Origin of the sequence: Arachidicoccus sp. (assembly GCF_050436765.1) — a bacterium.
Classification (GTDB): domain Bacteria; phylum Bacteroidota; class Bacteroidia; order Chitinophagales; family Chitinophagaceae; genus Arachidicoccus.
This window is the reverse complement of the sequence record NZ_JBNQGD010000140.1, coordinates 39059-54593: the sequence shown is the minus strand read 5'-3', so window position 1 is coordinate 54593 and position 15535 is coordinate 39059. Positions and strand designations below refer to the sequence as shown.

13 protein-coding genes are annotated in these 15535 nt (G+C 38.6%); 4 read left to right on the top strand and 9 right to left on the bottom strand.

Going from position 1 to position 15535, the window contains the following annotated elements; genetic code table 11:
• Positions 1-173 precede the first annotated feature (173 nt).
• Positions 174-1637 carry a SusD/RagB family nutrient-binding outer membrane lipoprotein gene (locus tag ACQR30_RS06000; RefSeq protein WP_429732697.1) on the top strand — a complete coding sequence of 488 codons (1464 nt, stop codon included), beginning with the start codon at positions 174-176 and terminating at the stop codon, positions 1635-1637.
• Between the two features lie 276 nt (positions 1638-1913).
• A complete protein-coding gene (locus ACQR30_RS05995; RefSeq protein ID WP_429732694.1) occupies positions 1914-2606 on the top strand; it encodes a cell division ATP-binding protein FtsE in 693 nt (230 codons plus the stop codon).
• A 217-nt stretch (positions 2607-2823) separates the two neighbouring features.
• Here the strand turns inward: ACQR30_RS05995 and ACQR30_RS05990 are convergent, their stop codons facing one another.
• The 9 genes from ACQR30_RS05990 to hemA form a co-directional block, all read right to left on the bottom strand.
• Entirely contained in the window at positions 2824-3189 is a 366-nt protein-coding gene (locus tag ACQR30_RS05990; protein WP_429732691.1) for a septal ring lytic transglycosylase RlpA family protein, read from the bottom strand.
• A gap of 11 nt (positions 3190-3200) precedes the next feature.
• Positions 3201-4292 (bottom strand): glycine cleavage system aminomethyltransferase GcvT, encoded by a 1092-nt coding sequence (gene gcvT, locus ACQR30_RS05985; RefSeq protein ID WP_429732689.1) that lies wholly within the window; start codon positions 4290-4292, stop codon positions 3201-3203.
• Between the two features lie 89 nt (positions 4293-4381).
• Positions 4382-5362, bottom strand: coding sequence for a porphobilinogen synthase (gene hemB / locus ACQR30_RS05980; protein WP_429732686.1), 981 nt, complete (start codon positions 5360-5362; stop codon positions 4382-4384).
• A 306-nt stretch (positions 5363-5668) separates the two neighbouring features.
• Complete coding sequence (hemF, locus tag ACQR30_RS05975) at positions 5669-6610, bottom strand: oxygen-dependent coproporphyrinogen oxidase (RefSeq protein ID WP_429732682.1); 942 nt, start codon at positions 6608-6610, stop codon at positions 5669-5671.
• 209 nt (positions 6611-6819) lie between these two features.
• Positions 6820-7863: a uroporphyrinogen decarboxylase gene (gene hemE, locus ACQR30_RS05970; protein WP_429732679.1), complete on the bottom strand. Its 1044-nt coding sequence runs from the start codon at positions 7861-7863 to the stop codon at positions 6820-6822.
• On the bottom strand, positions 7860-8381 hold the full coding sequence (locus ACQR30_RS05965; RefSeq protein ID WP_429732677.1) for an NADPH-dependent FMN reductase: 522 nt from the start codon (positions 8379-8381) through the stop codon (positions 7860-7862). Before ACQR30_RS05965 ends, hemE begins: the two co-directional genes overlap by 4 nt.
• A 68-nt stretch (positions 8382-8449) precedes the next feature.
• A complete protein-coding gene (locus ACQR30_RS05960) occupies positions 8450-9214 on the bottom strand; it encodes a uroporphyrinogen-III synthase (protein WP_429732674.1) in 765 nt (254 codons plus the stop codon).
• Positions 9204-10151, bottom strand: coding sequence for a hydroxymethylbilane synthase (gene hemC / locus ACQR30_RS05955; RefSeq protein ID WP_429732671.1), 948 nt, complete (start codon positions 10149-10151; stop codon positions 9204-9206). The genes ACQR30_RS05960 and hemC overlap by 11 nt, the downstream gene beginning before the upstream one ends.
• Before the next feature lie 6 nt (positions 10152-10157).
• A complete protein-coding gene (hemA, locus tag ACQR30_RS05950; RefSeq protein ID WP_429732668.1) occupies positions 10158-11417 on the bottom strand; it encodes a glutamyl-tRNA reductase in 1260 nt (419 codons plus the stop codon).
• A gap of 294 nt (positions 11418-11711) precedes the next feature.
• Here hemA and ACQR30_RS05945 point away from each other — a divergent pair, with 294 nt between their 5' ends.
• Together ACQR30_RS05945 and ACQR30_RS05940 are read left to right on the top strand one after the other, a co-directional pair.
• A complete protein-coding gene (locus tag ACQR30_RS05945) occupies positions 11712-12908 on the top strand; it encodes an ROK family protein (protein ID WP_429732665.1) in 1197 nt (398 codons plus the stop codon).
• Positions 12909-13016: 108 nt separating this feature from the next.
• The coding region (locus tag ACQR30_RS05940) for a SusC/RagA family TonB-linked outer membrane protein (protein ID WP_429732663.1) at positions 13017-15535 on the top strand (2519 nt) is incomplete at its 3' end.

Below are 15535 nucleotides of genomic sequence, written 5' to 3'. Positions count from 1 at the left end.
GTCTTTTTCGGCAAGGAATATTTTACTTTGGACCGAACTTCCAAATTTTGATCCCGAATCTTCTCAGGGGAATGGCAATATGCAAGGAGGTTTTGACTACATGTCGTTACCCCAGTCGAAAAGTTTTGGAGTTGGTTTAAATGTTACCTTTTAATTAAAAACAAAACGAATTAATGATGAAATATATAAAATATTATTTACTAGGAGGACTTCTATTAATTTTGGCATCTTGTTCTGAAAAAGCTTTGGACAATATAAACAAGGATGTTAACGATCCTACGAGTGTATTGTCTACTAATGAGTTGCCAAGTGTAATTGTTGAGTCTTCGTATGGCACGACTGCAACCGACATGGCGTGGTATGCCTCATTATTTATTGAGCAAAGCGCAGGTGTTGACGAGCAGTTTTATGATGCTGACAGAAGAAATGGTGTCACGGCCTCTTCTTTACTGGATAATAGCTGGAATAGCGTTTATAACAATTTAGCTATTTTAAAAGACATAATTGTTAAATGCTCTCCTGGAGGAAGCGAAAGTGATAATAAAGAAACATTAGGAATAGCTCAAATACTAACAGCGTATAATCTTGCTATAGTTACTGATATGTGGGGTCAAGCTCCTTGGACAGATGCATTAGAAGGCGCTAAGAACTTGCATCCTAAATTCGATTCCCAAAAGCAGATTTATGATAGTCTTTTTGTATTATTGAATCACGCTATTAGTAATCTTTCAATGACTCCTAGTAATATAGAAGCTTCTGCATTACCCAAGCAAGATTTGATGTATGGTGGGGATGCGAGTTTGTGGATTAAAGCAGCTTGGAGTCTTAAGGCGCGTTATTTTATGCATATAGAAAAGGTTGTTCCTTCAGCAGTCGATTCTGTATTGGCTTGTGTGGGACATGGATTTACTGGCGGAAATGATGCCTTAGTTTTTACTAAATATGAAGCAACTGATATAGGATCAAATCCATGGTGGGCTTTGACGTATTATGAACGAGGAGATTTGTGCTCAGGAAAGACTTTATATGACTTAATGTCTGCCCGTAATGATCCTAGAATTTCAGCGTATTTTACTACTGCGGACCCGACTGACCCCACTAGCACAATTTTTCCGGCACCTAATGGAACAGCAGATAGAACGCGGGCGGGATATGGTGAATATTCTTATTCAAATATCACAGGAAACGAGAATGATAGAACTTCTCCAACTCCTTTGATGAGTTATCATGAATTATTGTTTTTAAAGGCGGAAGCAATGGCCAGGAAGGGTCAGGATTTCAAAGCTACCTTAAAATCGGCAATTGAGGCTAATTTTGATTATCATAGTGTATCCGGTGCAGACCTCTACTACACTTTGGAGGTTCTCCCTAAATTGGGTCTTTCATCTGCCGGAGATATTAATGAAATAATGACGCAGAAATATATTGCATTTTATGAAGCCGAGTCATTAGAGGCATACAATGATTATAGAAGAACTGGCATACCACAATTAAATAATCCGAATAATAACTTGGCAAGCTATGGATTTGTTGTTAGGTTTCCCTATCCGACTAGTGAAGTGACAGCTAACACAGACAATGTCCCTTCTGTTAATGTGTTTAAAGATAAAATTTGGTGGGCTGGAGGAACGGAATAATTATTGAGTATTTCCAGTTTTGAAATAGAGAAATGTGTTACAGGAACAGATTTTAACTCTAAAACTATTGCATCTTGGGTGGAGAGATTTATTTGCGCAATTCCGACAATTGATATGAAAATTAATCCGAGGTTTAAAGAATTACAAAATCCTGATTGGTAAATTTAATCTTCGAATTATATATTCAGAACCTTCAAAACATTTGGAGGTTCTTTTTTTTATTCCTATCTTAAATCGCGATCAATTTTTTATCTTTGCAAACGAAAAATGTAATCTATGTCCGAACAAGTCATATCTATATCGAACGCGAATGTTTATCAGGGTAATAATCTTATTCTACAAAATGTAAACTTTACAATTACTAAAGGAGAGTTTGTTTATCTGGTGGGAAAGACCGGTTCAGGAAAGACTAGTTTGTTGAAGACATTATATGGTGAGCTTTCTTTAAGAGAAGGAGAGGCAACGGTAGCGGATTTTCAAATAAAAGGAATGACATGGAAGGATGTTCCATTCTTAAGACGCAACATTGGCATTGTTTTTCAGGATTTTCATTTATTGAGCGATAGGAATGTTTATGAGAATTTGCGATTTGTTCTTAGGGCTACAGGTTGGAAAGAAAAGCACCTGATTGACGAAAAAATAAATGATTCTCTAGAGAAGGTAGGCCTTAAAAATAAAGGTTTTAAAATGCCTCACGAAATGAGTGGCGGAGAACAGCAACGCGTAGATATTGCTCGGGCATTGCTTAATTCTCCCAAATTGATTTTGGCTGACGAACCAACAGGAAACCTTGATCCGGAAACCAGTAACGGAATTATGCAATTGCTCTTAAGCATTAGCAAAGATTTGGGAACAACTGTTCTTATGGCTACCCATGATTATGTGGTAATCAATCGTTACCCTTCACGTATCTTAAAAACCGAAAATGGAAAGGTTTTAGATAGCGAAGTTGAGTTGGCTAAAGCATAAATCATAAGGGTCGAACCGCTTATTGACTTTTTGCAGAAAGAATATTTCATCGAAGGACCCTTCGTAAATATTAATAATGTTTGAGTTCCTTTCAAAAACTCTGTCCCAGAATTATAGAGTCAAGAAATAGTTTTTTAAAAATGTTTTTACAATTCGCTTTTTTGGAATTTAATATATATGCGAAACCTAAACGAGCCCATTGGAACGCAATATTATCCTATTGGGGTTTTCTGTATTTCAAACGCACTGATACCACGCCAGCGTCTAGCATATCAATTCGCTTGGCTGCCTTCCAACTCAAATCGAGGATTCTACCCTTTACAAAAGGTCCGCGGTCATTGATGCGCACTTTTACGGAACGGCCATTGCTTAGGTTGGTAACCTTTACCCTAGTGCCGAAAGGTAAAGTTTTACTAGCTGCGGTCAATTTTCGTTTTCTAAAAGTTTCGCCATTTGCTGTTTTACGGCCGATAAATTTTCCTGCATAATAAGAAGCTTTTCCCGTTTCTTTTATGTACTTGGCGCATGAAAACAATGCAATTGAAAAACTAAAAATTATACAAAACGAGACAGCCTTTTTCATCTGAACTTATTTTATTCAAAAGGAATCTTTACGATCTTTGCTTTGATATTTTTATCTCTTATTTGTATAAAAATATCTTTGTCAATAGCCGCTTGCGGCAGCCTTACATAGCCCAATCCAATCGCTTTGTTCAAAGATGGAGATTGCGTGCCACTGGTAACTTTGCCTATCTCGTTGCCTTCTGCATCTACAATTTTGTAATCGTGGCGCGGTATTCCTCTCTCTGTCATTTCAAAACCAACCAATTTTTTATTAATACCTGTCGCTTTTTGTACTGCTAATTTGTCCTGTGAGGTAAAAGCGGTTGTTTTCTTCAGCTTTGTTATCCAGCCAAGACCAGCTTCGAGCGGTGAAGTTGTATCGTCAATGTCGTTGCCATATAAGCAATAACCCATTTCTAAACGAAGTGTATCACGAGCACCTAAGCCACAAGGCTTTATGTCGGCAGATTTTCCGGCTTCAAAAACCGCATTCCATATCTTTTCAGCATTGTTATCTTTATTTTCAAAATAGATTTCAATGCCTCCGGAACCGGTATAACCTGTTGCGCTTATCAAAACGTTTTTGACCCCGGCAAATTCATTCTTTTCGAAAGTATAATATTTTAAACTTTGCAGATCGGTTGTCGTAAGCGGCTCTAAAACTTTACATGCATTGGGTCCCTGAATGGCGAGTAGGCATGTATCGTCGCTGATATTGTGCATCTCTACACCAGCGGTATTGTGCGACATTATCCAGTTCCAATCCTTGTCTATATTTGAAGCATTTACCACCAACATATAGACTTTGTTTTGCTCTATGCAATAAACAATTAAATCGTCGACAATCCCTGCTTCATTGTTGGTCAGGCAACTGTATTGTGCTTGCCCATTCTCCAATTTGGCTGCATCATTACTGGTAACACGTTGGATTAAATCGAGTGCATTTTCTCCTTTTAAAATAAATTCCCCCATGTGACTGACGTCGAAAATACCTACACTATTACGAACGGCGAAGTGTTCGTTATTAATTCCTGAATAGCTGATCGGCATATTATAACCTGCAAACTCGGCCATTTTTGCGCCGAGGGCAATATGCTGTTTTATAAAAGGAGTGTCTTTCATTAATTATCAATTGTAAGTTTTATGTTACAAAAGTAAATAATGATGATTGAAAACAAAATATACTTTTGCGAGGGATGAGAAATAGACTTTTATCCCAACAATTTAACTGCGTCTTTGGCGAAATAAGTGGCGATTAAGTCCGCTCCTGCCCTTTTAATCGATGTAAGCGTTTCAAGTATCGCTTTGTCCTCATCCAACCAACCCATTTTTGCGGCCGCCTTTATCATGGCATATTCGCCACTTACGTGATAAGCACTGACGGGAACTGTGACAGCATTTTTTACTTCACGAATAATATCCAGGTAGGCTAATGCTGGTTTAACCATCACAATATCCGCACCTTGTTCTATGTCCTGCAATGTTTCGTTAATGGCTTCTATACGGTTGGTGTAATTCATTTGATATGTTTTCTTGTCCCCAAAACCCGGGGCACTGTCCAAGGCATCGCGGAAAGGGCCGTACAGGCAACTGGCATATTTTGCACTATAAGACATAATGCCTACGTTAGAAAAATTATTTTCTTCCAAGGCGTTACGGAATGCGCCAATGCGGCCATCCATCATATCGCTGGGTGCAATAAAATCGGCACCTGCTTCGGCGTGTGAGAGGCTCATTAATGTAAGTGCATCCACTGTCTCGTCATTTACAATATAGCCCGAAGCCACATCCACAATGCCATCATGACCATACTGTGAATAAGGATCAAGTGCCACATCCGTCATCACCATCATTTCTGGAACGGCATTTTTAATGGCTTTGATGCTGCGTTGCATTAGCCCATTTTTATTCCAGCTTTCTTTGCCTGTGTTGTCCTTTACTGCATCGTCACATTTTACAAAAAGCAAAACAGATTTAATGCCCATTGCCCACAACTCTTTTACTTCTTTAACAGTATTGTCAAGAGAATATCTAAAATATCCGGGCATTGACGGTATTTCGTATTTGATATTTTCGCCTTCGTCTATAAAAATTGGCAGGATAAAATCGTTAGGAGTTAAAGATGTTTCTGCCACCAGGCTTCTGATAGCCGGGCTACGGCGCGTGATACGGTTTCTTCTTTGGAGGAACATTTTTTATTATTTATAATGTAAGGTGTGGGACCTTACATCTATGAAAGAATAATTGTTTTTTATAATACGGCTTTAATTTATGACATATGATTCAAAACTTATGACTTGAATACGGTTGATTGTCCTTATTTTAGAAACTGAGTTGTGAAATACATCAGATATGGAAAACTGATTCAATAGCTCGTTGAATGAATATATTCTAATCTCCATATTGAAATAAAGGCATATTCTATTATTTCTTACCATTATGAAGATTCATGAATTTCTTAAATTCTTGCTTTTAACTTATTAAAAAGCAGGATTTAACTATACCCACTCCCTATGGTGCCTGCATGCCTCCAACAGTTTCTCTTCTTCACTTCCAACTTTTGGTTGATAATTATAATCGAAACGTACAGTCGGAGGAAGACTCATCAAAATACTCTCTGTACGCCCATTGGTTTTTAAGCCAAAGAGTGTACCTCGATCATGAATTAAGTTAAACTCTACATATCTGCCTCTTCTTATCTCTTGCCAATATTTATTTTCAGGCGTAAATGGTTGTGATTTTCTTTTTTCAACAATAGGTAAATAAGCATTTAAAAAACTATTGCCATTCGCTTGCTGGAATAGAAACAGTTGTTCCAAGTCCCTCTCGGGGGTAGGTTTCAGATGATCATAAAATACACCACCGATTCCGCGCATTTCATTATCACGATGTGTGTTGGTAAAATATTCGTCACACCATTTTTTATATGTGGGATAGAGTTCTTCTCCAAAGGGTTGCATCGCATCTTTAAAAGTTTGATGAAAATGCACCGCATCCTCTTCAAACAAATAATAGGGAGTAAGATCGGAACCACCACCAAACCATCGGTCAATCACATTGTCCTTTTCGTCGTATAATTCAAAATAGCGCCAGTTGGCGTGCACGGTCGGTACAAATGGATTTTGTGGATGAATGACTAAACTCAATCCACATGCGAACCATTTCTCCCCATCGAGCCCTAATTGCTTGCGCATTTTCTCTGTTACTTTTCCGTAAACGACAGAAGTGTTAACGCCCCCCTTTTCAAAAACATTTCCCTGCGCAATCACTCGTGTCTTGCCTCCACCGCCGCGACCTTCGGCACGCTCCCAGTTGTCGGTAACGAAGCCTCCCTTTCCATCTATCTTTTCAAGGGTGGTACAAATCTCTTGTTGGAGCTGTAAGACATATTCGATCCATCTTTCGCGAAAAGCGTGTGTTTCTTTTTTATAGGTACTCATTGTTCAATATTAATCTAAGCAACTCCATTTATATTTGTCGTTATAATAACAACTACACATGGCAGCATGCCTTTATGCTAAGACAAAGCCGGCTTTGACGCCCTAATCTATTTTGTCAAAAGCTGCGGGCTACCAAAATGCGTCGATGGAAAATGCGTTTAACCTTTACTCCCTTTATTGTATAAAGGTAAGATTCTTCGGCTATTGTTTTAATTAAACGAAAATTCCTTTACTGTATCAACAAAGGCCCTTGCGTGATCCACGGGAACATTCGGAAGGATGCCGTGGCCAAGATTGGCAATATGTTTATTCGGCCCAAATGCACGCAACATCTTTTGTGTTTCTTTTTTTATTTCAGCGATGGGGGAAAGTAATTTGGCAGGATCAAAATTGCCTTGCAAAGTAATGTTTCCCCCAGCAAGCGTATGTGCCATTTGAGGTTCAATACACCAATCAATTCCCAATCCACTTGCACCCGTCTGCGCCATTTCACCTAATGAATGCCAGGCCCCCTTCGCGAAAATGATTACCGGTGCATCGTCTTTGAGTGCAGCTACAATCTGACGAATATATTGTAAGGAAAAAATTTCGAAATCCCCCTTACTCCAAAGGCCGCCCCAGCTATCAAAAATTTGCACCGTGTCTGCACCGGCGGCAATTTGCGCTTTTAAATAAGCGATGGTGGTGTCTGTGATCATTTGCAAAATTTGATGTGCCAATTGCGGATTTTGATAGCAAAACGCTTTGGCTTCATCGAAAGTTTTTGAACCTTTGCCCTGGACCATATAACAGAGTAATGTCCAGGGCGCGCCTGCAAATCCAATTAAAGGCACGCGGCCATTCAATTCCTGCTTGATCAATTTTATCGCATCAAAAACGTAGCCCAAAGTTTCTTCTACATTGGGCACCCGGACTCTGTTTAAGTCTGCATTTGTTTTTATTGGATTTGGAAGAAGAGGGCCTTGCTTTTCAAGCAACTGCACTTCTAAACCCATTGCCTGAGGTACTACCAAAATATCTGAAAATAAAATGGCTGCATCTACGCCGATGATATCAACCGGCTGCAGAGTGATTTCACAAGCCAGTTCCGGCGTTTGGCACCTCTGGAAAAAAGAATATTTTTCACGAATTTTAATGTATTCGGGCAAGTATCTTCCTGCCTGGCGCATCATCCAAACCGGTGTCCGCTCAGTGTTTTCACCACGCAGAGCCTTTAACAGTAAATCGTTTTTTATTGTCTTGTCTTGTGTCATAATTTGTTTTGAAAAAATTGTACAGCTTTTATAATTGTTTGCTCTGTTGCACTATGGGTAATATGGTTATTGTTATCAATTTTTGCGTTGGCAAAAGGAATTAATATTGCTGTTTGTTCGACAATATCGGCTTCTATTACGTTCAACACATCCATTAAGGCAAGGTGCGCTTTTTGCCCTAGAGAAGCGGCAGTAATTAACAATACGGGTTTCTTTGAAAAGGATGAGGAAGAGACCGTCCAATCGATCGCGTTTTTTAAGGAACCGGGAATGCCCATGGCATATTCAGGTGTTGATATAATTATTCCGTCTGATGCACAAAGCTGCTGCCTGAATTCTTTTACCTGGGCCGGTGCATTTTCATTATCGTCGTCAGGATTGAAATGCGGAATATTGATCAAGCTATCCAGATCAGTTACCTGGACATTATTTTCCAAGATTTTCTTTATCGCCTCAATGTAGCGATGATTGGTAGAATTTTTTCTGGTGCTTCCGCAAATGACAAATATTTTTTTCATAATTATTAGAAGTACCCAATTTCTTTACTTCAGCAGAAACGGACACTTATAAATAGTTCATTATAATGTTAACGCTGAACTTTTTTTGTTTGAAAGTATTTTATGGCCTCTTCTATAATATATTTCTTTGAGGCTTTTTTGGCTATATTAATTTTATTATTACAATACTTTTTAATTTCAGCAGAAGTCGTTTGCCCGATACAAAACACAGGAATATCTTTTTCTAATTTGTTTTTACTAAAAAAACTTTCTACCGCACTCGGGCTAAAAAAGACCACGGTGTCATAATATTTCTTGATTGTTTTTGGTGTTAATATAGTTTGATAAACCGCTATTTCTTCGAAACCAAAAGGATGATTAGCTAACATGGTTGGTAATGCGTCCATTCGTCTGTTGCCGCAGAAAAAAACGATGGGATAGCGACTGTTCTTTTGTAAGATGATTTCACTTAATTCATTAGCATTTTTCGCAGTAGCGATTATGGAAGATTCTTCCCAGTATTCGATAGCTGCTTCTTTGATTTTTCCGTCTAAACAACAAATGTCCCAGGACGGTATTGCCGGTATTGCTCCAGGTTGATCATTCGTTAAATAGCCACTTTGTATTGCTTTTAAATGCTTAATCACCGGTGTTACAGCATGTAAACTTGTAAATATGGCTAGAATTTTTTGAGCGGCTAAATTTTTTATTTTGGAAGAATCAAAAGGGGAAACATGCTCCGTGATTTCTATCATAGGCTTATCAAAGAGTTCTACGCTTTCTTTGTTGGCTATTTCAAAGATATCGTTGGAGAGCGTACCTGTTGATAATATTTTAATCTTCTTATTCTGCATTCCTAATGCTTTCAACTATCTTATTTGCGCCTTTATGCAATAACTCTTTTGCCGTTACAATGCCCAAATCATCAGCATGTGTGAGAGATACTGTTTTTGTAATCTCTAATTTTTCTTTCCCGTCTAAGGACAAAATATTCCCTTTGAAAATGATGTTATGACCTTCTATTTCGGCTAATGCACTTATCGGAGTGGAGCAGCCGCCCATTAAAGTACTTAAAAAATCCCGTTCAATTTTTGCACAGATCGCTGTTCTGTGGTGATTTAATAATGATATTTTTTCCAAACAGTCTTTATCACTGGTCTTGCATACAATCATAATGACTCCTTGTGCAGGCGCAGGTAACATCCAATCTATTTCTACGGATTTTTCTGGACGCTCTTTAATTCTTTCCAGGCCCGCGGCGGCAAAGATGGCGGCATCCCAATTATTATCGTGCAGCTTTTTCATCCTAGTCTGCACATTGCCGCGTAAATTTTCAATAGTTAGATCGGGGAAATGGTTTAGTAGTTGTGCTTTTCGTCTTACAGAGCCTGTGGCAACTATCCCCTTTAAAAGTTTTTGGTTGGCCGTATCGAACGAAAAATATTTTTTATAGACAGACTCCTCTTTGTAAACAAATAGGTCTTTATAATTAGCTCTTTGTAAGACCGCCCCCTGCTGGATTCCTTGTGCCAATTGGGTGGGGACATCCTTCATCGAATGAACGGCGATATCAATTTTATTACTCAATAGGTATGCGTCTAATGTTTTAGTAAAAACACCCTGCACACCCATAGCATAAAGCGGCGTCACTAAATCTAAATCGCCTTCACTTTTTACGGGAACCAATTCAGATTCTACGCCTTTTTCCGTCAATAAGTCTTTTACTTTTTTTGCTTGCCAAAGCGCAAGTTTGCTATCACGCGTACCGATTTTTACTATTCGCTCTTCCATTGTTTTTTACTGCTTTATTGGATGGTGGGCAATAAAATCGTGCAGTGTTTCAATATAGGTACAGCCTGATGTTTGCGTCTGTTCTTGATTACGCAATTTTACCGCCAGTTGTTTTACCGCTTTTTGCACGGCAGCAGCTTGTTGCTGTTCCGAATTTAAAGTTTCTGGCTGCAGTGATTGAAACCAAGGACAAAGGTTAATATTAGTTAAGGTTTTTTTTGCAGCGCGAATAATGGGCGCATTTTTACGCATTTTGTACCAATCATAAAACTCATCTATATATTCCTTGATAATACTTTTGACCTTAGGAATTTCGCATTCCCGCATTCTAAGCGTTTCGTCATTCATCTTAGAAAGGTCATCAACGTTCACCAATATCTTGTTGGGTAAGGATTTAGTATTTGTATGAATGTTGCCGGGTATAGATAAATCAATGAGTATCTTTCTTGAATCTTCCTCTAAATCGTCTTTAGATATGATGGGTTCCGGTGCATTCGTAGCTACAATTATGATATCAGCTTTTTTTACCTCTTCTTTATAGTATATATAACGGGCAAATTTTATTCCCAACTCCGTTGCAAATTCTTCTGCTTTGTCGTCACTTCTATTCAGTAAGGTGATATCCGTAAAGCCTAAATAATCTATCAGGTTTTTGCAAGTATTTTTTCCTATTTTTCCCGTACCGATAATGGCTACTTTTTGAGAGGCTGTGTAATGGCAGTGTAGACGTAAAAATTGAATAGCAGCAAAAGCTACTGAGACAGTGCCTCCACTAAACAGGGTTTTGTTTTTAACGGCCTTTGACGATTCGAAAACGGTATTAGAAAGGCGTTCGGTAAATGCCCCGATACTACCATTTTGTTTTGCGAATTTAATGGCGTTTTTTAATTGGCCAACTATTTCATAATCGCCTAAAATTTGTGAATCTAATCCTGAGGCAACTGAAAAAAGATGCTCAACGGCATCTTTACCCTGTTTTACATAGCATAGTTTTTCAAATACTTCCAGATTACCCGTTGTTTCACTGCAAAGCAAATCGCTTAATTCTCTTGCAGAAGATGCAATGCCATATATTTCCGTGCGATTGCATGTAGAGAGTACAAATACGTTTTTGATATTTTGCCGGGTAGATTTTTGTAATAAAGACAGGTATTGTGTTTCGTTTAAAGCAAATTTACCGCGAATGGTTACATCTGTCTTTTTATAGTTGATACCTGCTATATGAAACTGTTGAATTTCCATTTTATCTTCTGCCGTTGTTATCATTTGTAATGATTTCCATTATGTACGGCCTTTATTGCCTCTTGGTTTGTGCAGGTGCAAAGTTAACCGCCAAATTTTGTGAAAAAAAATTGAAATGGTCATACAAATGTCATGTTTGTGATATTTCGGATTTTCTTGCAACCTATATCCAATTCCTTTCAAAACGAGGGATCATTTTAAGTTTTTTTAAACATAAAACTAAATAAAAACAAAAAACTTATTGTTTTTTACGAAAAGTTTCCTTTACTTTGATAAATTATAAGCTTAATTTGACTGCTTTCGTTAAAATTACTTTAAGTGAATACAAAAAACACGTCATATAAGAAAAGTATCTTAGGCGAATTATTTCTCACAAATTCTTCTTCCTGCGCTGAGTTGAGTGAAAGAATGGGGAAAAGTTTATCCTTAGCGACGAAAATGGTCAATGAATTAGTAGAAGAAGATTTGGTAATAGAAAAGGGGCTGGCGCCCTCAAGTGGTGGCAGACGGCCACTTACTTATTCACTGAGGCCGGACAGCTTTTATATCGTGGCCGTGGCGATGGATCAATTTGTGTCTCGCATTGCTATCTTGGATGCACATAAAAATTTTGTAACGCCCACGAAAGAAATTGAATTAGCCCTTGCGAAAAACGATCAGGCTTTAGAAAAGTTAACAGAACATATTTTGTCTGTCATTGAGACAACAAAAATTGATAGGGATAAAGTTATTGGAATTGGCATTGGTATGCCCGGGTTTATTGATCCACATAAAGGAGCAAACTATACATTTTTAGGCGCAGATATCTGTAATTATATACAATCGAAAACTAATCTTCCTGTCTTTATTGAAAACGATTCTTCTGCAATTGCATTGGCTGAGTATAAGTTTGGTGCAGCAAGAGGAGAAAGCAATGCTATGGTTGTAAATATTGGTTGGGGGGTAGGTTTGGGGATGATTATTGACAATAAATTGTTTAGAGGCGAAGATGGCTTTGCAGGAGAGTTTAGTCATATACCTTTATTTCAAAACGGCAAGTTATGTAGTTGCGGTAAAATTGGATGTTTAGAAACGGAGAGCTCTCTTAATTATATGTTGGACAGAGCAGCTACAGAAATAGAAAATGGAAAAGCGTCTTTTCTGAAATCGGCCGTTCTTAGCTCAGATAAACATGAAACGAAGTTTCAGCAATTTATTCAGGCTGCTATAATCGGCGATTCGGTAACGGTAGGCATTATCTCAGATGTCGGTTACAATATAGGAAGAGGTATCGCTATTCTTATTCACTTACTAAATCCAAGTAAAATAGTCTTGAGTGGGCGAGGATCCGCAGCGGGTAAAATATGGTTGGCGCCTATACAACACGCCATTCCCCGCCTGGTGAGTAATACAAAGATTGTTGTTTCTACGCTTAATCATGACGCTGAAATTATTGGTGCCGCATCCTTAGTTATTGAAAATATAAAAGACTGTCCAATGGAAAAGATATTCCTCAAACATTCACTTGCCAAATAACACATAAATGAAAAAAGATTTCTACAAAAAAGCTACATAATAAATTATGTAAACATTACCCAAAGCTCATTCTTAACAAAAATCATTTCACTCACAAAAAGAAGGTTTATGAAAAAAACAAATTTGCTCTTCTTTAAGGCGCTGTTGCTGACTATTATCGCCTTATGCATACAAAATAACTCTTTTGCCCAAACGGGGTATATCTCCGGCACGGTCAAAAGTAACACCGGTGAACCCTTCAGTGGTGTAACCATCACAGTTGAAAATGCCAAGGCGCATGATATAACTAAGGCAGATGGCTCGTTTTCCGTTAAGGCAAAAACCGGTTCAACATTAGTTTTTACTTATATCGGTTTTCAAACCAAAACACTGGAGGCCAATAGCGATGTGCTGGATGTTGTTTTAATTCCTGCACAAGCAGCTTCGGCGGGTGATGAAGTAATAGTGACAGCCTTGGGAATTAAAAGAAAAAGTAAATCCTTGGGCTACGCCGTACAGGAAGTAAGCGGGCAATCATTGGCTGATGCCAAAGAACCGAATTTGGTCAATGATCTTTCAGGAAAGGTTGCAGGCTTGCAAGTTATCCGCTCCGGTAATGGGCCGGGGGCTTCGTCCCAGATTGTTTTAAGAGGCCATAACTCCATATCCAAATTAAGCCAACCCTTGATTGTTGTGGATGGTGTCCCTTATGATAATTTTATTGGAGCCTCCAACAATGATTTTTGGAATCCTTCTTTGGATATGGGTAACGGGCTGGCTGATATCAGCGCCGATGATATTGCCTCCCTTACCGTTCTTAAGGGACCTGCTGCTGCTGCGCTTTATGGGTCAAGGGGCGGAAATGGTGTCATTATGATTACAACAAAAACCGGCAAAAAGCAAAATGGTTTGGGAATAAATGTTTCTTCTTCTATAGGTGTGGAGAGCATTTTTGCTAACCCTGATTTGCAGAATACTTATAGTGCCGGTACTTTGGGCATATATGGTCCGAAGGCGAGTCAAAGCTGGGGTGCAAAAATTACCGGACAGAAGGTTAAGGATGCGGATGGGAATAACGTTGTTTTAAGACCGCATGATAACGTGGCTAATTATTTTGGGAACGGTATCATTTCCAATCAAAGTATTTCTTTTCAGCAACTGGTTAATAATACATCTATTTATACTTCTTATAGCAGAATGGATGATAAAAGTATTATTCCCGGCGCAAAACTGACAAGGAACAATTTAACGACAAGGGTAACAACTAAGTTTGGTAAAGACAATAGGTGGTCACTCGATGCTAAAGTACAATACCTTAATTCAGTTGCCAACAACAGGCCTCAGGGTGGAGCAGCCGTACAAGGAAATAATACATTCTTTGCTACTTATCTCTTACCGTCAACCATTGATATTACGCAATATCGAAATCCAATTGACAGTGCCGGCAAAATGAGATGGTATGCCGGGGGCAACGCGCAGAACCCTTATTGGGCGGCCAAATACCGGTTGAACAGCGATGCCAGAGATAGGTTCTTAATGCATGGAATATTGAAATATCAATTTACAAACTGGTTAAATGCGCAAATCGAAGGCGGGTCGGATATGTATACAGTTAATACCGAAAATAAAACGTATGCAGGGAGCCCCGCAAGTACAACGGGTAATTACGGTGTGGGGAAATCAACTTTTCGGGAAACAAATTATAGTACCTTGATCACCGCATCAAAAGACAATGTATTTGGCAAATTTGGCGGAACAATTTCATTGGGTGGAAACATGATGTCTCAATACAGTTCCAATATAGGAACAAGTGTTGGGCTGTTGGTTGTACCGAATTATTTCTCGGTAAATAATGGCGCGGGTAATCCGACAGTGAGTTCAGGATATTCCAATGAAAGGATTAATTCCCTCTATGGTACAGCGGAATTGAATTATGACGATTATTTATTTTTGACAGGTACTTTTAGAAATGACTGGTCCTCTACTTTAAGCCCGGCAAACAGATCCTATCAATATCCCTCTCTGAGCATGTCTTATATATTTACCGATATGATTAATAAACTTGGCGGGCACCTGCCTTCCTGGATTAGTTATGGTAAGTTGCGCGCATCTTATGCAAGCGCAGGTGATGGCCTTCCTCCATATTCGCTCTATAATACGTACAGGATAGGAAAAGACCCGAACGGTAATACCACCGCTCAGAATGGAGATAATACATTGTTTGATCCAAATGTAAAAGCGGAATTAATTAATTCATATGAAGCGGGTCTGGAAATGCGTTTCTTACAAAGCCGTGTAGGATTTGACTTGTCTGTTTACAAAGACAATGCGATCAATCAGCTTATCAAATTACCCATGAATCCGTTAAGTGGGTATGCTTATAAGATGATCAATGCAGGGAATATTCAGAATAAAGGAATTGAATTGATGGCGGATGCACAAATATTGAAAAACCCCAATGGATTTAATTGGACGAGTTCAATAAACTGGTCCACTAATGATAATACTATCCGGTCACTTTATGGAGACGTGAAAACCTATGGCTTAGGGGGCTACGATAATCTATCGGTAGTTGCTGAGGTAGGTAAGAAATATGGTGAAATATATGGTTCCTATTATAATCGGGTAACCGATAAAGCAAGTCCTTA